The organism is Enterococcus sp. DIV0187 (genome assembly GCF_051713785.1).
GTDB lineage: Bacteria > Bacillota > Bacilli > Lactobacillales > Enterococcaceae > Enterococcus_A > Enterococcus_A avium.
Window position 1 is genome coordinate 1,444,451 of sequence record NZ_JBIOQO010000001.1, and the last position, 21,244, is coordinate 1,465,694.

The 21,244-nt window shown below is 40.3% G+C and carries 22 protein-coding genes; 3 read left to right on the plus strand and 19 right to left on the minus strand.

From position 1 onward, the window contains the following. Positions 1-119 precede the first annotated feature (119 nt). Together IGI52_RS07130 and IGI52_RS07135 are read left to right on the plus strand one after the other, a co-directional pair. On the plus strand, positions 120-2,039 hold the full coding sequence (locus IGI52_RS07130; RefSeq protein ID WP_438780836.1) for an ABC-F family ATP-binding cassette domain-containing protein: 1,920 nt from the start codon (positions 120-122) through the stop codon (positions 2,037-2,039). A gap of 67 nt (positions 2,040-2,106) precedes the next feature. Continuing rightward, positions 2,107-2,769 (plus strand): C39 family peptidase, encoded by a 663-nt coding sequence (locus IGI52_RS07135; RefSeq protein WP_176675066.1) that lies wholly within the window; start codon positions 2,107-2,109, stop codon positions 2,767-2,769. A gap of 316 nt (positions 2,770-3,085) precedes the next feature. Here IGI52_RS07135 and IGI52_RS07140 read toward each other — a convergent pair whose 3' ends face one another. The 9 genes from IGI52_RS07140 to IGI52_RS07180 form a co-directional block, all read right to left on the minus strand. Beyond that, entirely contained in the window at positions 3,086-3,724 is a 639-nt protein-coding gene (locus IGI52_RS07140) for a bifunctional 4-hydroxy-2-oxoglutarate aldolase/2-dehydro-3-deoxy-phosphogluconate aldolase (protein ID WP_311894626.1), read from the minus strand. A 27-nt stretch (positions 3,725-3,751) separates the two neighbouring features. Then, a complete protein-coding gene (gene uxuA / locus IGI52_RS07145) occupies positions 3,752-4,819 on the minus strand; it encodes a mannonate dehydratase (RefSeq protein WP_438780837.1) in 1,068 nt (355 codons plus the stop codon). 48 nt (positions 4,820-4,867) lie between these two features. Beyond that, positions 4,868-5,311, minus strand: coding sequence for a PTS sugar transporter subunit IIA (locus IGI52_RS07150; protein ID WP_016181958.1), 444 nt, complete (start codon positions 5,309-5,311; stop codon positions 4,868-4,870). A 17-nt stretch (positions 5,312-5,328) separates the two neighbouring features. Beyond that, positions 5,329-6,201 carry a hypothetical protein gene (locus tag IGI52_RS07155; protein ID WP_438780838.1) on the minus strand — a complete coding sequence of 291 codons (873 nt, stop codon included), beginning with the start codon at positions 6,199-6,201 and terminating at the stop codon, positions 5,329-5,331. Between the two features lie 20 nt (positions 6,202-6,221). Continuing rightward, positions 6,222-6,728 carry a PTS system mannose/fructose/N-acetylgalactosamine-transporter subunit IIB gene (locus IGI52_RS07160; RefSeq protein ID WP_016181956.1) on the minus strand — a complete coding sequence of 169 codons (507 nt, stop codon included), beginning with the start codon at positions 6,726-6,728 and terminating at the stop codon, positions 6,222-6,224. 22 nt (positions 6,729-6,750) lie between these two features. Beyond that, positions 6,751-7,605 (minus strand): PTS system mannose/fructose/sorbose family transporter subunit IID, encoded by an 855-nt coding sequence (locus IGI52_RS07165; RefSeq protein WP_016181955.1) that lies wholly within the window; start codon positions 7,603-7,605, stop codon positions 6,751-6,753. A gap of 25 nt (positions 7,606-7,630) precedes the next feature. Next, positions 7,631-8,473 carry a PTS mannose/fructose/sorbose/N-acetylgalactosamine transporter subunit IIC gene (locus tag IGI52_RS07170; RefSeq protein WP_016181954.1) on the minus strand — a complete coding sequence of 281 codons (843 nt, stop codon included), beginning with the start codon at positions 8,471-8,473 and terminating at the stop codon, positions 7,631-7,633. Between the two features lie 124 nt (positions 8,474-8,597). Continuing rightward, positions 8,598-9,701 (minus strand): iron-containing alcohol dehydrogenase family protein, encoded by a 1,104-nt coding sequence (locus IGI52_RS07175; RefSeq protein ID WP_438780839.1) that lies wholly within the window; start codon positions 9,699-9,701, stop codon positions 8,598-8,600. Between the two features lie 13 nt (positions 9,702-9,714). Beyond that, positions 9,715-10,713 carry a D-isomer specific 2-hydroxyacid dehydrogenase family protein gene (locus tag IGI52_RS07180; RefSeq protein WP_016181952.1) on the minus strand — a complete coding sequence of 333 codons (999 nt, stop codon included), beginning with the start codon at positions 10,711-10,713 and terminating at the stop codon, positions 9,715-9,717. A 296-nt stretch (positions 10,714-11,009) separates the two neighbouring features. Here IGI52_RS07180 and IGI52_RS07185 point away from each other — a divergent pair, with 296 nt between their 5' ends. Next, complete coding sequence (locus tag IGI52_RS07185; RefSeq protein ID WP_438780840.1) at positions 11,010-11,858, plus strand: MurR/RpiR family transcriptional regulator; 849 nt, start codon at positions 11,010-11,012, stop codon at positions 11,856-11,858. A 133-nt stretch (positions 11,859-11,991) separates the two neighbouring features. On the opposite strand, the gene IGI52_RS07190 is transcribed toward IGI52_RS07185, so the two are convergent. From IGI52_RS07190 to IGI52_RS07235, 10 genes are all read right to left on the minus strand, one after another. Beyond that, the gene (locus tag IGI52_RS07190) at positions 11,992-12,624 is read right to left on the minus strand and encodes a YczE/YyaS/YitT family protein (RefSeq protein ID WP_438780841.1); all 633 of its coding nucleotides are present in this window, start codon (positions 12,622-12,624) and stop codon (positions 11,992-11,994) included. Beyond that, positions 12,617-14,512, minus strand: coding sequence for a BglG family transcription antiterminator (locus tag IGI52_RS07195; protein ID WP_438780842.1), 1,896 nt, complete (start codon positions 14,510-14,512; stop codon positions 12,617-12,619). Before IGI52_RS07195 ends, IGI52_RS07190 begins: the two co-directional genes overlap by 8 nt. A 54-nt stretch (positions 14,513-14,566) precedes the next feature. Further along, the gene (locus tag IGI52_RS07200) at positions 14,567-16,009 is read right to left on the minus strand and encodes a glycoside hydrolase family 1 protein (RefSeq protein WP_227655532.1); all 1,443 of its coding nucleotides are present in this window, start codon (positions 16,007-16,009) and stop codon (positions 14,567-14,569) included. A gap of 29 nt (positions 16,010-16,038) precedes the next feature. After that, a complete protein-coding gene (locus IGI52_RS07205) occupies positions 16,039-16,380 on the minus strand; it encodes a PTS lactose/cellobiose transporter subunit IIA (protein WP_438780843.1) in 342 nt (113 codons plus the stop codon). Between the two features lie 33 nt (positions 16,381-16,413). Continuing rightward, positions 16,414-17,679: a PTS sugar transporter subunit IIC gene (locus IGI52_RS07210; protein ID WP_082158493.1), complete on the minus strand. Its 1,266-nt coding sequence runs from the start codon at positions 17,677-17,679 to the stop codon at positions 16,414-16,416. Positions 17,680-17,682: 3 nt separating this feature from the next. Next, entirely contained in the window at positions 17,683-17,988 is a 306-nt protein-coding gene (locus IGI52_RS07215) for a PTS sugar transporter subunit IIB (RefSeq protein ID WP_034876709.1), read from the minus strand. A 246-nt stretch (positions 17,989-18,234) separates the two neighbouring features. Then, positions 18,235-19,131 carry a hydroxymethylbilane synthase gene (gene hemC, locus IGI52_RS07220; protein ID WP_438780844.1) on the minus strand — a complete coding sequence of 299 codons (897 nt, stop codon included), beginning with the start codon at positions 19,129-19,131 and terminating at the stop codon, positions 18,235-18,237. A 16-nt stretch (positions 19,132-19,147) separates the two neighbouring features. After that, complete coding sequence (locus IGI52_RS07225) at positions 19,148-19,972, minus strand: formate/nitrite transporter family protein (RefSeq protein ID WP_048720505.1); 825 nt, start codon at positions 19,970-19,972, stop codon at positions 19,148-19,150. Between the two features lie 4 nt (positions 19,973-19,976). Beyond that, a complete protein-coding gene (cobA, locus tag IGI52_RS07230; RefSeq protein ID WP_438780845.1) occupies positions 19,977-20,936 on the minus strand; it encodes a uroporphyrinogen-III C-methyltransferase in 960 nt (319 codons plus the stop codon). A gap of 2 nt (positions 20,937-20,938) precedes the next feature. Beyond that, on the minus strand, positions 20,939-21,244 hold the full coding sequence (locus tag IGI52_RS07235) for a nitrite reductase (NAD(P)H) small subunit (RefSeq protein WP_438780846.1): 306 nt from the start codon (positions 21,242-21,244) through the stop codon (positions 20,939-20,941).

Genomic DNA, 21,244 nt, shown 5'->3' on the forward strand with positions numbered 1-21,244 from the left:
TGCTCGAAATTTTGTGAAAAAATCACGATTTATTGAAATGGTCGCTTCCAATCGCAACGACTTCAAAAATATGGTAGACTAAATCCATTCGGAAAAATAAATTTAAGGAAGATTATCCAATGATTTTATTACAAGCAAATCAAATTGCTCGCTATTTTGGTGCCGACACTTTATTTGAAAATATTCATCTTGAAGTTGCTAGTAAAGCAAGAATCGGTTTAGTTGGACGAAATGGTGCGGGCAAATCGACATTATTAAAAATAATCGCCAATATCGAAGCGCCAGATGCGGGGCAAGTGATTAAAAATAAGCAAGCAACCCTAGGCTACCTCGCGCAAGATACTGGCTTAGATTCAACTGAGACCATTTGGAATGAAATGTTGAAAGCTTTTGATAAAGTACGTCAAATGGAAGCTCGCATGCGAGTTGTTGAAGTGGCGATTGGCGAAACACCTGAAAGCGATAGTCGTTATACTTCTCTTCTGAAGGAATACGACCAGCTGCAGCATGATTTTAATGATCAGAACGGCTATGGCTATGAAAATGAGATTCGTAGTGTTTTACATGGATTTAAATTCGATGAAAGTTTTTATGATAAAGAAATCAGTACATTATCCGGTGGACAAAAAACCCGTCTTGCCTTGGCACGAATGTTATTGGTCAAACCTGATATTTTGATTTTAGATGAACCTACCAATCATTTAGATATCGAGACATTGGCTTGGTTGGAGGATTACCTTCAAGGCTACTCTGGTGCGCTCTTGATTGTTTCCCATGACCGCTATTTCTTAGATCGCGTTGTCAATGAGATCTATGAAATTTCTCGTCATAAAATCCGTCATTACACTGGAAATTATTCCCGTTATCTTGATTTAAAAGCCGCTCAGGTTGCCAGCGACTGGAAAGCTTATGAAAAGCAGCAGGTTGAAATCGAAAAATTAGAAGATTTCGTCGCACGTAATTTGGTTCGTGCCTCCACTACCAAACGCGCACAAAGCCGCCGGAAAACATTAGAAAAAATGGATCGCCTAGATCGACCAGACGGCAAAGAAAAATCCGCGAAATTCATGTTTGATATCGACAAAGTTTCTGGCAATGTCGTCTTACAAGTTGAAGAAGCTGCTATCGGCTATGAGGAAACACTCTCTGAACCGATTGATTTGGATATTCGTCGAGAAGACGCTATCGCACTTGTCGGACCGAACGGAATTGGTAAGTCTACATTATTAAAATCGTTGATCGGTCAAATCCCCTTCATCAAAGGCACCCCACATTTTGGAACCAATGTCACGGTCGGCTATTACGATCAAGGGCAAGCTGATCTGCACGGCAATAAGACGATTTTAGCTGAATTATGGGACGAACACCCGACGACACCAGAAAAAGACATTCGCAATGTATTAGGCGGCTTTCTTTTTAGCGGCGAAGATGTTGAAAAAACGATCCCGCTGCTTAGCGGTGGTGAAAAGGCTCGTGTCGCATTAGCGAAGCTTTCTATGAATAAGGAGAATTTTTTGATTCTCGATGAACCGACGAACCACCTAGATATTGATAACAAAGAAGTATTGGAAAATGCCTTGATCGATTATCAAGGAACGCTGCTATTCGTTTCCCATGACCGCTACTTTATTAATCGTATCGCCAACAAAGTGATCGAGTTATCTCCTGAGGGCAGCAAGTTATATCTTGGTGATTACGATTACTATTTAGAAAAGAAAAAAGAAGAAGAAGAAATCGCTGAATTACAGGCAAAAGAAGCAGCACCTGTCGAAGCGCCTAAAAAGAAGTTTTACCAAGATAAGGAACAACAAAAGCTGATTCGCAGCTTACGTCGAAAGATTGAAGCAATCGAAGAAACACTTTCCACTTTGGATGAAGAGATCGCCGAACTTGAGATCCAAATGAGTCAGCCGGATATTTTGAATGATCACGTTCAGCTATTAGAATTGACAAATGACTTGGAAGCAAAAAAGGCTGAGCAGGAAGAACAGCTTTCAAGTTGGGAAGAACTTAGCTTAGAGCTGGAAGAATTCGAATAACTTACAACTTTTGACCGATGACACCTCACCCTTTTTTCGTTTTAATAAAAGAGTGGAGGTGTTTTTTATGCGACGAAAAATTCGTCCTTTTTCGATTTTACTGGGAAGCTTTTTAGTGATTTCTAGTCTGGTAATCCTCTCTTCTCGAGTTTTCCACTTTAATAATAATGTTAATAGTCAACAGGATTTTTCCGCTAATGCGAATCAATACCTACAGGAGCATGGACAAAATTTTCCTTTACTAATACAAACTGATTCTCGTTGGGCCGACAAATCCTATGGCAGCGGCTCTGCGCAAAATGATTTAGCCACTAACGGTTGTGGGATTACTTCTTTAGCAATGATTCTTTCTTATTGGGAGCACCGAACCGTCTATCCAACTGAAATTTTACAATGGAGCGGCAACCAGTATTACCAAGCAGGGCAAGGAACCGCCTGGTCGATTTTTCCTGCATTTGCTCAAAACTATGGATTGACTGTTGAAGACCTCGGCAAAGATCAGGCAAAAATTCAGGAGCATTTGAATCAAAATCAGCCAATCGTAGTTTCCGTTAATCCCGGTGAGTTTACCGATGTTGGCCACATTATGGTGATTAAAAAGGACTTGCAAAGCGATCAGATTATTGTTTATGATCCTAACGACGGTCCCGATAAAGAACACTACATGAAAAAATACTCGATTGATGAGCTTATGTCGCAGCTGGCAAATGCTTGGGCATACACAAAATAAAGCTGATGCGCACGCATCAGCTTTATTTCTGGGGGTTCCTGCTTTCACAGGGGAAAAAGAATTATTTTTAGGGTTAAGTTCATCTTACGCCACACATTTGAAAAACCTATGAGCTTTTTAAATAAAAATAAGAAAAAAATGTGTCGTATTTATGAAGAGCCTCTCTTTTAAGGGTACTCGCTAAGAAAGGCTGAGGGAGTTCGTGAAACCGAACATGGATATATCTGCTGTAAATATGAAAATTTCACACTTTCCTGATACTTAAATTGAAAGCATTCATGAAGCGAAGAATCGAGCTCCATGAATGCTTTTTCTACTAATTTATTTGTTGGACCAATGCTTTGAGAATATCGTTCATCTTCTCTCCATTGTCTTCCATAATGACCTTCTCAGAAAGAATGAATGAGCCACCTACTCCGATTACATGTGGATTTTCTAAATATTCGACAAAGTTTTCTGCGTTAATTCCACCGGTTGGCAGGAATTTCACATCGTAAAAAGGTCCACTCAAGGCATTTATCGCCTTTAAGCCTCCATAAATGTCTGCCGGGAAAAACTTTACAACGTTGATCCCATATTCAGTTGCTGTTTGGATGTCTCTAGGTGTTGCAGTTCCTGGAAATACAGGAATCTCTTGCTCCAAACAATACTCAATGACCTCAGGAACAACTGCTGGAGACACGACAAACTGTGCGCCGTTTTCAATCGCGATCTTAGCCTCCGTTAGTGTTCGGACAGTCCCTGCTCCAACCATCAGCTTACCAGATTTGGCTAAGCGTTTGATTGCTTCTCCTGCTAGATCACTTCGGAAAGTCACTTCAATCAACGGGACATTATTTTCCAATAGAATCTCTTCTACTTTAGCCAAGTAGCTCAAATCTGTTGCTGTATATAGTGGTAAAAGCTTTGTTTGCTTTAATTGCTCATAGATCTTATGCTCCATATTTGCAGGCATTATTTTTTCTCACTTTCTATGGGATTTCTAGTCTTTACGTTTGGTAATGGCTTCGTGCAGTCCTTGCATATAGGTAATGCCCATCGCTCGATCGTATAGGCCATATCCTGGTCTTGCTACTTCACCCCAAAGTGTCCGACCATGATCTGGACGAATGACACCGTCAAAACCAACTTCGACTAAAGCTTCCATAATCGCATACATATCAAGAGACCCCTCTGTTGATAAATGAGCAGTTTCTTTAAACTTGCGATAGCCTAAAAATTCCACATTGCGGAAGTGAACAAAATTGATGCGATCTCCAATTGCATGAACGATTTCTACCATATCATTATTCGGATCAGCACCAAGCGCTCCGGTGCACAACGTAATACCATTGTAAGGAGAATCAACCATGCTGATAATACGTTGCAAATCAGCCAGATTTTTTGTAATTCGAGGGAAGCCAAAAATCTCCCAAGGCGGATCATCCGGATGAATCCCCATTTTAACATCGGCCTCTTCACAAACTGGGATGATTCTTTCCAAGAAATATTTCAAGTTATCAAATAAAATTTCTTCTGTCACACCTTCGTACATTTCAACTAGAGAATTGAACTTGTTCAGGCGTTCTTCTTCCCAACCAGATAGCTGAAAGCCTTTGGACTGACTGCTGATTAATTTGTACATATCTCCTGGTTCCATATTGTCTACCACTGCTTGATCGTACAACAACGCTAAGCTGCCATCTTCATTCTCGTAATTCAATGTTGTTTTTGCCCAGCCAAAAATTGGTTTAAAGCTGTAGCAAATCAAATGAACATCGCATGCAGAAAGATTTCTAATGGTTTGGATATAATTATCAATGTACTGATCACGTTCAGCGGTTCCCGCTTTGATCGCATCATGGATCGCAACACTTTCAATTCCTAATAATTCTAACTCTTCTTTTTCAATTGATTCTTTTAAAGCGCGTATCTCGGAAACTTCCCAAACATCACCTGGCATTTTATTCAGTAATGTACCGACTACTCCATTGATACCGGGAATTTGTCTTACATGATTTAAAGGAATGGAGTCGCCTTTTTCTCCATACCATCTAAAGCCCCACTTCATTAATCTTAGTCTCCTATCCTGCTTCTATTTGTACTTTGCCTTCACAAACTAAAATCCGTCCTCTTCATCGTCCTCTTCAATATCTGATGTATGCCAAACAGCTAAGCTATCTGTTCCTTGCGTTAATATCGCTGGCACGGCTTCTTCAACTGGTGTACTTAGAATTTGATGATTGATCGCTTCTAGCAGCATGGGTAAATTAACACCGCCGACTACATATACCTTTTCCTGCAGCTCCGGCTCCAACCCATTCGTAATTAAAACCGATTGATTGTACGGACTAGCACTTACTAGGTCTGTTAATACGATAACGCCAGTAGCCTGATTAACCTCTTTGATGGCTGATTCAATCGTTGTTCCTAATTCTTGAACATCATCTCCGGGGTTCAGATTGACTGTGGCGATATTATTCGTTGTTCCCACGATCACTTCCGCGGCGTCTTTCAAGCCATCACTTAGTTTTCCATGTGTGGCAATGACAATTCCTAACATAAGCCCCTCCATTTCTCTCACTGAAACAAATTCGTTACAGCGACAATATTTTCCATGTTTAACTGTTTCTCTTTTAGATCGGCCTGATTTAAGTAATAGGCTGCGTTCGTTTGATCTTTTCTAGCACTAAAAAGATAACTTACTTTTTGATCTGATTCTTGATAGTCGACGTAGTCATCAATTTTTCCGTTATGCGGCGACTTGCCTACCAAATGCAACGGAGCCGAAGCACCAACGCTGTCTAGGTAAAAAATTTCGCAGTGCCCATTGACCTGTCTTTGCAGTTCCTCTAGACCCTTATTGCCATAGCTGCCTTCGTCTAAAAAAGCATACGTAACGTTCTTTTGTTTGTTTTCTGCGATCATTTTCAGCATCGCTAATAATGACGACGTATTACGGACTAACGTTTTCCGGTTCGATAAGCCCTTGGTAATTTTTCCCAGCAAAGCGAAATAGCCTGCATAAATCACCATAATCACAAGGGTACTGACCGAATTGAATTGAAACGAGTTTGGTGAAAACCGCATATAAATGATCGTTCCTATAACTCCTAGAAGAATCGCAATAAGCGTGCTAGTCAAAATAAACATCGTTGTCTTTTTCGCCTGATCCTTCCTATCAAACAGCTGATAGGAACCGATACTTTCAGGAGGAGTATCATAGAAGGTGCAAATCACACGATCTGCCTGCTTGATATTGCCCACATAGACATTTCGCGAAGCATATTTCTTTTGCTGATCATATTCAATGACACGAACGTCTTCACGTATTTTTGCGATATCCGTCACCAAGGCTGCCAGAAATCGTTTCTTACTTTTTTCTGTTCGACGCAGCCGATAAACATATTGGTAACGAAATAGCCAATCTTTGAATACCTCTGATTGCTCCATCTGATCTTCCTCCTGTGTTTTTATAGATTAAATTGCTTCAATACATCTTTTAAACTAGATTTTGGTGCCGATGGTGTGGCTTGGAAATAAATATCTTCAACACCATAATTCTCATGCATATCCTTTAACCGTTCCGCGTCTTCTTTGTTCAAGTAAACAGATTTTGTCACTAAGATATCTTTATCGGGATCTTTTTGAGCGATCCCTCCGATATTCAATTCCTTCATCGGCACACCGTGTTTAACTAAGTCATAGATAACACTGACTGTTTTCGTGATCAAAATACAGTTGTATTCTTTAAAATTGAATTCATCCCAATAAAATTTCGCTTTTTCTGGTGTGATCACGATCGTCTTTTGTCCGGTTCGACTTCCAGCATTTTTATATAGATCACGCATGAATTTGTCTTTTGCTACTACTTCATCAACCACAAAAATTGAATTTACTCCGCTTTTTTGTGATAAGGTCATCATTACTTGTCCATGGATTAAACGCTCATCTACTCGAGCTAAATTAATTACGCCCATTTCACACACTTCCTTTTCAAAATTATAAGATTCCGACTCCGGCTAAAATGATCAAAATCAAGGTCAACCAGAGCAACGCTTGTGTTACTTTTAGCCCTTTCTTCGTGTAGAACCAATAGACACCCATCACTACCGCTAAAGGTAAGATGCCTGGAACAATCTGATCGAGAATTTCTTGAATAACGAACTTCCTTCCTGAGATCGCAAATTTTAGTGTCGACTCCACTTTTACATAGTTACCAGCTAAAATCCCCATCATGAACAGCCCTAATACGGAAAGTGCTTCAATAGCTGTTTGAACACCGGTACTTTGCATTAATCCAGTAGCGTTACGGCCCATCGTGAATGATTGTCTCGCAAAGAACACACCTAACGCAGCTTGGTAAATCGCAAAGAATACAAATGGGAACAACGCACCTAAAGCACTTCCCTGTTGCGCCCAAGGAACAGCGATGGCAATAAAAATATATTGAACCGTTCCTGAGTCAATCGCATCACCGATTCCAGCGAGTGCGCCCATCAAACCTGCTTTTGTGTTATACATTAAATCATCTTGCATCAGAATTTCTTTTTTCTCATATTCTTCTTGCGCTCGTTGTTGCTCCATCGATGACATCAAACCAGTGATAACACCGCCGCCCCAGCTCAATTGTGTGTTGAAAAATAGCAGCTGGCGCTTATAGGCTGCTTTTAAGGCATCATCGTCTTTATATAATTTCTTCAAGATCGGCATCATCGCATAAAGTAAGGACGGTGCCAAATAACGTTCAAAGGAATGAGGTATTTCATTGGCAAAGTGCCATCTTAGATACGCTTTTGTGACATCTTTACTGGTAATTTCTTCAGGTGCTAGACTTTTATTTGTTACTTCCGCCATGTGTTTTCCCTCCTATTTCTCTTCATTAAAATCCGTCATCATAATCATCGTCATCATCAAAGGTAGCTCCAGAGCTTGGCGCTGCAGATTCAGCTGCTGGTGCTGCGCCTCTTCCCTTTTGCGACTGTACAAAGATCAACGCAATCAAGATTCCAAAAATCGCGTAAGTCACCATTGTGATTTCTAGAGATTTCAATACTACACTCATGAAATAAGCAAGGAAGAAAAAGACCATGTAGTCTTTACGACCGATAACATAAACCGTCGTCGCAATACCGATCGCGGCTAATCCGCCACCCACTACTTCAAGGATGTGAATGACCACGGTTCCTTCTAAGGCATTGATGACATCTGCAATGACTGGTGCTCCTAGATAAAGAGCGATAAATACTAGCGGTACGAACAAGACAAATGATGCAATTGTCGGGTATAAAATAATTGAACGTTTAATCGCATTCGCATTCAAATCTTCCACTGCTTTATCAGTATATTTTCCTAAGAATGTATTGATAAAGAAACGGAATTGATACAAATAGCTTCCTAATAATCCAACTGGCACAGCAACCGCGATGGCCGCTTCTGGTTTCAAATTCCCTAATAATGCGACTGGAACAGCAATAGCTGCAGCGATCGATGGTTCAGCAGGCATTGATCCCCCTGGTGAGAAAACCCCCATATAAATCATTTGCAGGGCAGCAGTAACAATCATCGCTTGAGCAACATCGCCCATAACAATTCCAACAACTAATCCTGTCATCAAAGGCGAGAAGCGCAAGGTCAGTGTTGCTCCTCCTCCAAGCCATCTGGACATAACCGCAGCGACCCATAACGCAATCAATAGACTCTGCATAACACTTAAAGTATCCATAAGTTCCTCCTTATTCTATCGAGTATTCTTCCTGTTTTTCACAAAAATACTTAATATTCTTATCTGTATCGTATCCAACTAATCGACTATCCAGCTCTAACGTCTGGATAAGCAAACAGCTTTTTTACCGTTCATTAATATATACTTCTAATTCAAAAATCGAATCCTTCAATAAATCTACTGTAATTGGTATTGGCAGTAGATGAACCTTTTCCTTTGAATCAATGAATTCTACGATTTGATCTAGAACACTATCCTCTTCGGGGAAAAGCTGCATTTGCTTCAAGGATGTTGGTAGAGAAAGCTCTTGATAAAATGGTAATAAATCATCAATTTGCTCCCACTTTTTCTCAACAGCCAGCTGATAAAAAATTCCATAAGCGACTTTTTCTCCGTGCAGAAACTCATGACTTTCAGGAATATACTTGCTCATCCCGTCATGCATGGCATGAGCGATGGCATTTCTCGCGTATTTGTCACCTAACCCGCCGACCAAACCGGCAACGGCGAAGACAATTTCAGATAAATGAATGAATTCTTCTGATACTTCGCCCGCCTCCATATCCTTGATTGCCTTTGCAGAATGATCTAAAATGGCTTTTTTACATAATTCCGATGTATAGCCGGCAATTTGTAAGAAGGGTTCATTTTTTAAATGCTCTTGTTGTAAGATAGCATCTGACTCATACCATTTCGCGATTGTGTCAGCCAAGCCTGCGACAAAATAGTTAACGGGCGCATCAATGATTAATTTAGGATCAGTGATAAAAAAGGCCGCCTGTCTTAGAAAATGTTCACTTTTCCCTTCTGATTCACCGCTTTCCTTATACATCACTGAAAGTGGTGTCCACGGCGCGCAATTACTTGCAAGCGTCGGAATCACACCGTACTGAACGTTTAAGGTATGAGAGGCATAGCCGACTAGATCCGTCAGCTTTCCGCCGCCGACACCAATGATAAAATCAATTTCCTGCTCTTTTACTACTTTGGCAATTCGTTCTGCTCCATAGTAGCTGCACTCGCCAGTGTACTGTAGAAAATGGAAGTTATACGTTCGTTCATTTAAAAATTTCAAGAATGGTTTGGCCTTTTCAAAGGAAATCTGTCCATGAACGATCAAAACATTTTTCGCTGAAAATTCTTGTAACAAATCGGGAACAAAATCAATCGCTCCCACATGGTACCGATAAAACTGCGGGCCTACTTTAACCTTCAAATCAGTTAGCATTTTCCGCTCCTTTCTAACTTAAAACATTGCTTTGAGCTTGAACTGAACGCTCAGGGACCTTCCCAGCAACGACATCTTCAACATCTCGCAGACATTTCGCTCCCATTTCTTGCAAGCATTCCATCGTATAAGCGGATGTGTGCGGCGTCATAACCACATTGCGAAAGGCAAGATACGGATGATCCTTACGTCCTGGCTCTTCTTCTAAAACATCTGTCGCTAAACCAGCGATTTTTCCAGATTTTAAAGCGCTGACAATTGCTTCTTCGTCTAATAATGCTCCCCGAGCGCTATTGGAAAGATACACATTGTCCTTCATTTGTGCAATTTCAGCTGTAGAGATCATATGATAGTTTTCTTCATTTAAACTAGCGCAAAGGCAAATGATATCTGACTCTTTTAGTAAATGCGGCAGGTCCACTTTTTTTGCACCATAGCTTTCAATATGCAGTGCTGATTTATACGGATCATAGGCTAAAACATTGCAACGAAATCCGTTTCGTAAGGTTTCTACGACACAGCTGCCGGTATTTCCGACGCCAATGACTCCAACGGTTTTATTAAACAGTGTCCGACCGACAAACTTCGCTCGATCCTCCCAGCTATCGTTTTTGACGCTTAAATCTGCTTCAACTGTTTTTCTTAAGAGGGCTAACAGATTCGTAATATTATTTTCTGCAACTGCGTCTCTTTCTACTAAAGCTGGAATAATTGAAACAAGTGTCCCGTGCTTACGTGCTGCTTCAATATCAATATTGTTGTAGCCGATTCCATGTCTTGTAATTAAAATGAGTTCGTCCTTATGATCAAAAAATTCCTGTGTGAAAAATGGGGTGACACTCGCAATAATGATATTGTAGCCCTTTAATAATTCTGCCAGCTCACGTCCGCCGATCTCTCCATCAACAGTGAATGACTGAACCTCGCCGATCTTCTCCAAACGCTCCAGCTGCTCATGGAAGATTTTTCCAAAACTACTTGAATTGACGATCGCTATTTTGTATTTTCCCATGTTTAAAGCTCCTTTTAGACTTGCTTTGCAACTCATGATGCCAATTTCTCTGCTTTATCTAGACCTTATCTACCTTTTCCTATTCCGTTCATCTCCTTTTTTTAAAAAAACAAAGCATCCTACAAATCGAATGACGATAAGTAAACCGATTTCTGATAACGCATTCAGTCTTATGTCTCCATTATACAAAAAAATATTTTTTTGTAAATAGAAAAAATAAAAAATATTTTTGTTGATTTTTTATTTATTTCCTAGTATCTTATGAGTAACTACTACTGAATGAAGGAGGAACGCTGATGTCTAGCCCTATTCACTTACAAATTAAATCGATGTATAAGCATTTTAGTCCGAAAGAGCAAGCCATTGCCGATTACATATTGGAAAATCCAAACAAAGTTAGTCATAGCTCTATCAGTGATCTTTCTGCTGAACTGGGAATCGCTGACTCTACTTTCTTTCAATTCACCAAAACTTTAGGCTTTAACGGCTTTAAGGATTTTAAAATGGCTTTATTGAAACAAGAAAATGATTTAACGGCTGTGACGATTCACGAAAATGTTCAAAAGGACGATTCTGAATTAACGATGGCCCAAAAAGTTTTCGATTCAAACATGACTACTTTGACCGACACGAAAAAATTACTAAAGGAAGAGGATTTAAAAAAGGCGGTTAAAATGATCTCCGAATCCAGGCGGCTGTATTTCTTTGGCGTCGGCGGATCAGAAATCGTAGCCACCGATGCCTACCATAAGTTTTTACGTTCTCCTATTTCCGTTGGGCATAGTACGGATTACTATATTCAGTTAATGGAGGCCTCTTTACTTACGGATGAAGATTGTGCTCTGTTTATTTCCCATTCAGGCAAATCAAAGGAAACCATCCATATGGCCGAAGCTGTCAAAAAAGCTGGAACAAAAGTCATTATTATTACTAGCCAGGCCAATTCACCCTTAGCTAAATTAGGCGATGTCGTCTTTATCTCCATCTCTGAGGAAATCGAATTCCGCTCTGAAGCATTGGCTTCCCGAATTGCTCAATTGAGCATCATCGATTCCCTTTACGTGATTTTGATGTTCTATAACAGTAAAAATGCGCAAGAAACGATTTCCAAAGTTCGAAAAGTCATCTTGAGTTTAAAGGAATAAAAAAAGCACTACGTCAATTAGTTTTGGAATCACCAACTAATTAACGTAGTGCTTTTTTTATTAAACGGTTCTCTTCTTCTCGCTCTTACGAAAAGGATGAGCGAGACTTTGTACATCCTTTAAAAGACCAATTTTATTTTGATAATTGCTTTTTGCTGCGAAACGTTGTGCTACTTACAGCAACTCGTTTTAACAAAGATAAGCAAAGCTGGATCATAGGACCTAAGAGAAAAATAGCAAAGGCTGTGCCAACGCCAAAGGTACTGCCTAAAAGAATGCCGCTGACGACAATGATAAAATCTAGTATGATTCTGCCCTTTTGCAGAGAAACCTGTAAACAATCGCAGACACAAAACATCATTCCCTCCAATGGACCTGAACCTAAACCACCTGTTAAATAGATCGCTGTGCCTAGTGCCATTAGACAAAAGCCTAAAACAGAACTTCCCATACTATTCTTAAAAAAATCGATGGATAGAAAAATATTTGCCGTTCGATTGATGGTTTCGCCAACTAGGAATGTATTAATGAGACTGCCGATTCCTAAAATCCTGCGATTATACAAAAAAGTCATCAATAAAAATAGGAAGCTTATCAATTGACTCCAGCGTCCAAAAGGAATCGCTGTATGTTGCATTAATCCTAAGATCAACGTACTAACAGAATCAAATCCTTGATTGGCCACCACGATCATTTCGATTCCAAGACCCATCAAGATCGTACCAAAAATCACTAAGAACAACCGACCTAGAAAGTTTTTACTCATCGGCCTCCACCATCGCCTTCAAACGTAAAATAAACGCCTCATAATCTTCGCTCATACTTAGCTGCTTGGTATTGATCGGTTCCGAAACAATCTCAATAAATTTCTCAAAAAAATCATTGAATTCATTTGCTTCTTCTTTATTAATAGCAATATAAGCGATTAGCTTAATCGTATGATCAGCCCAAACCAATGGTTCTTGCAGCGTCATGATTGCCACTCCGCTTCTTTTGGCTTCCAGCTCGACAGAATGGGGGACTGCGATTCCTGATGGAAAGCTGGTTGGAGACATCCGCTCACGCTTTTCTACCTTTTCTAAGAAATGAGCGTCCACAAAGTGTTCATTGACCATTCGTTGATTGATTTGACTTCGTATTTCCATCGGCGTTAATCCAGCAGGATCAAACTGATTGAAATACAATTCTGGCAAAATGAATTTTTCGATGGTTTGATACATGCGTCTTTTTTCCCGCTGTGATTTTAAGGCGTCAATTCTTTTTTCAATTTTTTTAACATCTTTGTCGGTTAAAAAAGGATGGATAAAAACGGCCCCTTCGTTTTTAGAAGCTGTTTCCCGATCTGTCGTTAGCAATAAATCATAATCAGCATTCGCAGCTTTCCATTTTTCTGTCACTATGACGTTGATATTTTCTCCGAGGCGTTCTTCAATTTCTTTCCTTAGATTTCTGCCAATATCATGATAATCGTTCACTACCAATTGAATGGTAATCTGATTACGAAAATGCTTTTGCGTTTCAAGAAATGACCCAATATGTAAAGCAATGAATGAAATTTCGTCATCATTGAACCAGATAGCCAAGCGATCTTGAATTAAAGAAGAAATGTACACGGCTAGATCATAAATCAACGGATAGGCTGTTTTTAAATCCAACAAGCTGCTATTGCGAGTAAAGGTTTCGTAGTGAGAACGATAATACAGACTTTGTAGATGAATCGCTAATTTATTGAAAAATTCCTCATCGTTCAATTCGACTAAATAGGTCCGCTCTACCTCAGCTAAGACGTCCTTTAAGGCGCTGATGATTTTGGGATCAACAAAGCTGGAGAGCTGCTGATTCTTTTCCTTTGCTAAGTTTTCATTTTGCATGCCAATAAATAATAATGACAATTGCTCTAATTCTGCATGAGAAAAATGAATACCGTATTGCTGTGCCAATTGATTGCTGATTTCTTCTGCGATTAAGAATTCCGGACTGCTTTGTGCGGGATTTTCATTCAAGCTTTTCTTTAGGCTATGCCCTTGGCGAATACGTTCAATACTGATAGCGAAGTGGAGTACGATGTTATTCAGCGAGTATTGATTGATCTGGATATTGTTTTCAGTCAACACGTTTTGAATCGTCTGCTGCAGCTTTTCCAGCGAAATATACCCAATCATTTGCTGAATACTGACCTTCAGCTTTTCCTGCAGGTCACTTTCATTGTATAAAAGTGAGATAAGATAACGTCGCTTTGCCCGTTCTGGTCCCGTCAGCTTAATATAATCTTGTTCGAAAACAATTTGAATCGCATCGTTGGTGATTTCTTTTTTTAATTGCTGGATATCATTTTTTAACGTAGATTCAGAGATGAAAAGCTTCTCCGCCAATTCATAAAAGTCGACTCCCTCCGACGAATGCTTCAACAGCTCCAAAAAGATTCGAGATTTGCGATCCTCGGTGCCGCCTGACTCGATACCTACTTCCCCATTCAGCTGGTAGCCGCGATGACTGGTTAAAATAAGCGCTGGATTGTTTTGATTGATCTTGGCAATACGATTACGAATCGTACGAGTGGTGCAACTGCTAAATTCAGCTAGTTCATCTGAGGCTACCCAACGAGCTTTTTTATTTAAATAATCAATCAGCTCTTTTTCTTTTTTAGTCAGCACATTTACACCTCCATTCAAAGAAAAGTTGATCACAAAGACCAACTTTTCAATTGATTATAATGTCTCGCCGTTTGAAGCAATCACCTGTTTGTACCATTCAAAGCTGTCTTTTTTGATTCGTTGAGCAGAGCCTTTTCCTTCATTATCCAGATCGACATAAATGAAGCCATAGCGTTTTTCCATCTGAGCAGAAGAACAGCTGATAATATCAATCGGGCCCCAAGCGCAATAGGCGATCACGTCAGCGCCGTCATACATAGCGCGTTTCATTTGGGCAATATGCTCAGATAGATAGGAAATACGATAATCATCATGAACCTTTCCATCCTCCAATTTGTCATACATGCCAAAACCATTCTCCGCAATGATAATGGATTTGTGATAGCGATCCCAGTATTGAGATAATGAATTATATAGCCCCTGCGGATCAACCGCCCAACCCCACGGATTAGCCTTCAAGTTTGGATTTGGTGTCACAGAAGATGGGCTCATCGTATTTTTTGAAGCGTCGACCATTTGCGAGTAGTAATAAGACAGGGCCAGATAATCCATTGGATGATCCTTCAACAATTGTTTGTCCTCATCAGTAATTTCTAGGTGGATGTCATTTTCAGCAAAGTAATTCAAGGCATATTGTGGATAGGCTCCTTGGAATTGAACATCGGTATAGAAATATTGCATACGATTTCGACGTAAGGCCAAGTTCACATCGTCAGGATCGCAGGAGTAAGGATACGCCGTACAATCAGCCATCATTGTACCAATCATCATATCAGGATTGATTGTTTTGGCATAGGCTGCCAATTTAGCACTTGCTACAAACTGATGATGAACCGCTTGAAAGCTGGCTTCCTCATAATTATCTACCGTATCATAAGGAATCGCCGTTGAGTTAAAGGGCTCAAACTGAATCAAATTGACTTGATTAATCACGATCCAATATTTTACCTTTGTTTGATAGCGTTCTAAGACTACTTTTCCATATTTAACAAATAAATCAATCACTTTGCGATTGTTCCAGCCGCCATATTTCAACGTAATTTCAACAGGTGTCTCGTAATGTAAAATAGTAATGATCGGCTCCATCCCCAGTTCAATGATCTTATCAATCAACCGATCATAGTAGGCCAATCCCTCTTCATTGGGCTCTGTTTCTTCCCCAGTCGGAAAAATCCGTGTCCAGTCGATTGAAGTCCGAAAGGTTTTGAAGCCCATTTCGCTGAGTAATTCCAAGTCTGATTCATAGGTATGATAAAAGTCAATCCCATGACGTTTTGGATAATAACCTTCCGTATCCGCTAGGTTAGCCTTCACATCTGCCAAAGACATCCCCTTATGCTGTTCCTCTGCAATCTCAGCATTGCTTTTATCTGGATAATACTTGTGCAGGTCCGCAAGACTAACGCCTTTTCCATCAACTTTATAGGCGCCCTCTGCCTGATTAGCCGCGATGGCACCGCCCCATAAAAAGTCTTTTGGCATTTGATAATTTTCCAATGAAATTCCTCCTTGAATAATTGTACTGTTTATTTTTGGCTAAAGGTTTCAAACAAGCGAACCAAATGTTCACCGATTAAGATTTCACTTTGCGCTGTCATCAATGTATCCTGCGCATGGCAAAACAAGGTTGAATAACGAATCTGTTCACCTGAGGCTTCTAATTGCAGCGTATCTGTCTGCAAACCGTGAGCAATCACTACCTCTTTACGTGCAGCCTGAACCTCTTGCTTTGCTATAGTAAAATCCATTGCTTCTAAACTTTCCAAAGAATGAACGAGATGATCACGTGCGTTTCCCGCATGAACCAAAATGTTCATCGATAATTGATTTAATTGATCATTCTCCTCTAAATGCTTTGTCTCTTCCATATGCGACCTCCTGCTAATAGCTTATAGTTATTTTTAATGAACGGCTTCTGCCTCTGCTTCCTCCATGGCCTCCTGAGCTTCTTGTTTTACCAATGAATTGTCATAGGCCTTAAAGAACGGCAGGAATATCAGCCACGTAATGGCAAAAATCAACACACATACAACAATCGCTCGCCAATCCTGCGTCGCCAAGTAAGATGTAAATGGATATGGCATATACCACAACAGAAATGTGCTAGACGGTATGTTGACTAATCCTAGTGACATTGTTACATAAGCAATCGTTGGAACAATAATGCTATTGATCCACATTGGCACCATCAAGTAAGGATTAAAGGCGATCGGTGCTCCAAATACCAATGGTTCATTGATGTTAAAGATCGAAGGAATGATGACTGCTTTACCGATTGCTTTTAATTGCGCAGATTTACTCAACAAAAGCATCATCACAGATAAAGCCAATGTTGTTCCGATCCCACCCATCGACGAAAAGGCGTAACAGGTTTCTTGAGTAGCGATGTTGATTGCTTGTCCACCATTTGCCACAGCTTCAGCATTCGCTGCCAAACCTGACATGTAAACCGGATAAACCACAGGCATCATTACCCAGCCAGAAATCCCGAATGTATATAGAAATACAGGAATGAAAACGGATAACACAAAGCCCGGATACGATTGGACAATGCTTGCCAATGGACTGAAGACTAGCAAGACAACATCAAAGAAATCAATTTTGAATTGGAATGTGATCAGCCAGCCTACCAGTAAGATAAAGGTGATTGGCAGTAAACTATTGAACCAACCTACGACAAAATCGGGAATCGGTGTATCTTCATCAAAAAAAGAATACTTCACAGCAAAATTCATGACAAAACCGACAAATAGTCCAGTAATCATTGATAAAAACATACCTGTAGCACCGAAACGAGAAAGAATGAAGACCGCCTCACCGTCGGCTGTCATTGTTGGAAAAAGCAGCATCATGAATAATACCAGTGAAGCTGCACCAGAAATCAGCTTCTGACCACCATAGCCTTTTTTCTCCATCAAGTAATAAGGAATTAAAAACGCTACTACTAATGCGTACATCCCAAATGAAAAATTGCTAATCATGGAAAAATCAGGCATGCCGCTGAAAATATTTTTTAATAGTGACACCACGGTTACTAATGAGCCGACAAAAACTAGCGGCAATGCTACCATGATCGAATCCTGAATAGCCGATATCCAAGGATTTTTTACTACTTTATTCACTTTAGGAGCAAAGGAATTCGTCATAAAATTCATAATTTTATCCATCAGTTAACCCTCCATTTTTAAAATCAAATCCAACGCTTTCTCTCCATTCAACGTCCCATAAACTGCTTGCGGAATCACTGCCGCCTTGACATTTTTGTCTTTGGTTTGCTCTTGAAGATCATTTAGCATATAAGACAAATGTGGTCCTATCAGCAAGTAATCGATTTCATTAATCCGATCGTCCAATTGCGATTCGCTGGCAGCCTTAACTGTTACTTCAACCTTTCTTTTTTTGGCTGCTTTTCTGATCGCAGCTGCCATAAAGCCACTTGAAGCACCTGAACCGCAAATTAACAAGATGTTTTTCATTTTCTTCACCACTTTCATTTATTTACAAGCTTATTATAGGAAAATCTATGCAGGCCTCACAAACTTACTTTTTTCCTAGCAATGGGAAATTCAAGTATTCCTAATTTTGCCAAAGCTAACTCAAGCATACGATTTGGCTAACCAACTTGTTCTATTTTTGGTTAAAAACGACATCTACATCTCAACCTTAACAAATCGCAAAAAAAGACTCCGTGATCCTAATGACCACGAAATCTTTCTTTCATATCAACAATAGTTTTTTTGAGAAAATAACTCCTTGACCGCCTGTTCCGCTAAGGATAGCGGATCGTCTCCTAACAAGTGAAGCTGTCTGCCTGTAGCATCCATATTCTCGGCCAAAAAAGCATAGAAATCCCATACCTGCCCATTTTTCTCGGCGAAGGCCCCGATCGGAAGGTCGCAATTGCCATTCATTTGACGTAAAAAGAAACGTTCTGCCGTTGCCGCTGAAGATGTTTTTTCATCCGTTATTTGGACTAACAAATCAAAAACCTCGCGATCTTCTTTTCGACATTCAACACCTAAAATCCCCTGACCAATTGCAGGGACACATAATTCTGGAGGCAATATCTTATAGCTAGATAATTGATCAAAATAGTTCATTCGTTCTAATCCAGCGCAAGCAAGAACAGTCCCGTCCATCTTTTCTCTTACCATCTTCTCCAAACGGGTTTCTATTTTCCCACGGATCGGAACAAATCGCATATTAGGATACTTCATCGCTAACTGTTTTGCTCTTCGCAGACTACTTGTACCAATCGTTACCTCTTTTTCAGCTTCAAGTACAGCGTCATTCTTCAAAATCAGACAATCCCATGGCTGTGCACGTTTAGGCGTAGCTGCTAGAATGAGGTCGTCAGGAAGGCTGGCGGGCATATCTTTTAAGCTATGTACGGCAAAATCGATCTTTTTTTGTTGCAGCTGGTATTCGACTTCCTTAACAAAGACACCTTTTCCTCCAATTTGAGTCAAAGGTGCCTGCTGCAGTCGATCGCCTTTAGTAGAAAGTCCGACAATTTCGATTTCCAGCTGTGGACAGTGTGTCATTAACAAATTTATCACAATTTGTGTTTGCTTCATGGCTAAGGGACTCTTTCTTGTCCCAACCTTTAATTTTCTCATCGTATTCCTCGATCAATTATTTTTCCTCCACTATTATAGAGGAAGTCTTCGTACTTTCCAATCCTTCGGTGTTTTGTTTCATCCCCACTTTAAAGGCAAGGAAGTACATGCCAGCTAGAATAACGCCGCCGCCAACTAGATTTCCCGTCCAGACGAATACCATATTTTCAATGAATTGGCCAATCGTTACTCCACCTGCTAACACTCCAGCAGCTACCAAAAACATATTCGCCACAACATGCTGATAGCCTGCGATGACAAACCCTGCGACAGGCAGCCACGTACCGAATATTTTACCAATAAAATCTCGAGAGGCCATATTCATATAGACCCCTGTGCAAACTAAGATGTTACATGCAATTCCTGATAAAAATGCCTGTAACGGGCCATCTGCCACACGCCCTTGAGCCACCGCAATCGTCCGACCGACAAAATCTCCCTGTAAGGTGTTCGAAAAATAGCCAAAAAATACAGCGACTGCTAAAGCGCCAACCAAATTAAACACTGTAACAAAAAACATATTACGTACCCATTGCTTCAGCGTGATTTCCTTTGCATATAAGGCCATGCTGACTGCCATCATATTTCCTGTAACCAATTCGCCGCCAACTAATAATAAGCAAATGAGACCAAAGGGAAAAACAACTGCTCCCAGCAAATTCACTAAGGTGCCCCATTCCTTTGGCATTGATCCCATCGTACGGATCATTGCAACTCCGGCTAAGCCAATAAAGATTCCCGCCATCGTTCCTAACACAGCGATAGTTAACAGACTGTAATTCGCCTTGGCCTTGCCTCGCGTAATCGCTTCATCTACTAAATCCTTCGGTGATAATGACATCCTTTCACTCTCCTTTTTTTAAAGAACAAAACAGTTTTTCTGAAGTCGAATCTATGAATTTGACCTCTTCGAATTGCTGTTCTGATAAATAACGTTCACTGATAGGATCAAAGCGTTTGTCGCGCATTTCTCCTACTTGGTGCCACCAAATATCCGCCCCGGCACTTGTGTAGTGAATCAGTTCGTCGATAGTCGGCGAACGTGTTGAAATAAGCAGATACCGTTTACCAAATGCTGGCAGCTGTTCAAACCAATTGAACCGGCATTCGTTTGAAACCACTTCGCCAATTAAAATCATTGCCGGATTTTTAACTCTTTCTTTTGCGATAAGACCTTCAATCGTTGAAAATGTCCCGCACACTTTCTTTTGTCTTCCATAGGTCCCCCAGCTAATGACTGCAATCTTTGTATTCGCAGAAAAACCTTGGTTTACCAACTGTAAAATGAGCTTTGGCAATGCCTCGATCCCCATGTAGATACAAAGCGTCTGTTCAGCAGAATGTTCAGGCAAGAGAACTTCCTCATTCATTTTTAAATGAGCAGTCATAAAGGTAACTGCTCTTGCCTGCCCCCGTTCAGTTAGGGGAATACCGTTATAGGCTGCTGAGCCACCAGCAGATGAAACGCCGGGGATTATTTCAAATGCGATATTATTACCGGAAACTACTTCCAGTTCTTCTGTTAAACGGCCAAATATTTCGGGCGTTCCTCCTTTTAAACGAACAATTTTGCTGTGATTTTTTTGTGTATCCAGCAATAATTGGTTGATTGTCTCTTGTTGCATACTTGACTGATACGGTGTCTTCCCCACATAAATAAACACACAATCAGGTTTGCAGTAAAACAGCAGCAAAGGATTGACTAAGCGGTCGTAGATCACCGCATCAGCCTCCTGCAGACGCTTTTTTCCTTTAAGGGTTAGTAATTCAATATCACCCGGACCAGCCCCAACAAATGAAATCATCACTAAACCTCTATATAAATGTCATCATCAATGATTTCTACTGGAAACACTTTTAGCTGTCCCTCATCAGGCTCTTGAATCTTTCCATCAATCAATGAAATCTTATATTCACGCATTGGTTCGTACAAATATTCCCCCGATACAATTCCTTCTAACACAGGTCCCTGCGTTAACGGACAGTAATCTTCGATCGCACAGACTCGTCCATCGGAAAGCTGAAAAAGAGCGATTCTTTCTCCCTGCAAATCAACCAAGCGGCCAATTCGCGGAATTAACTTCGCTTTTTTTGTTGCTAATAATTTTGTCAA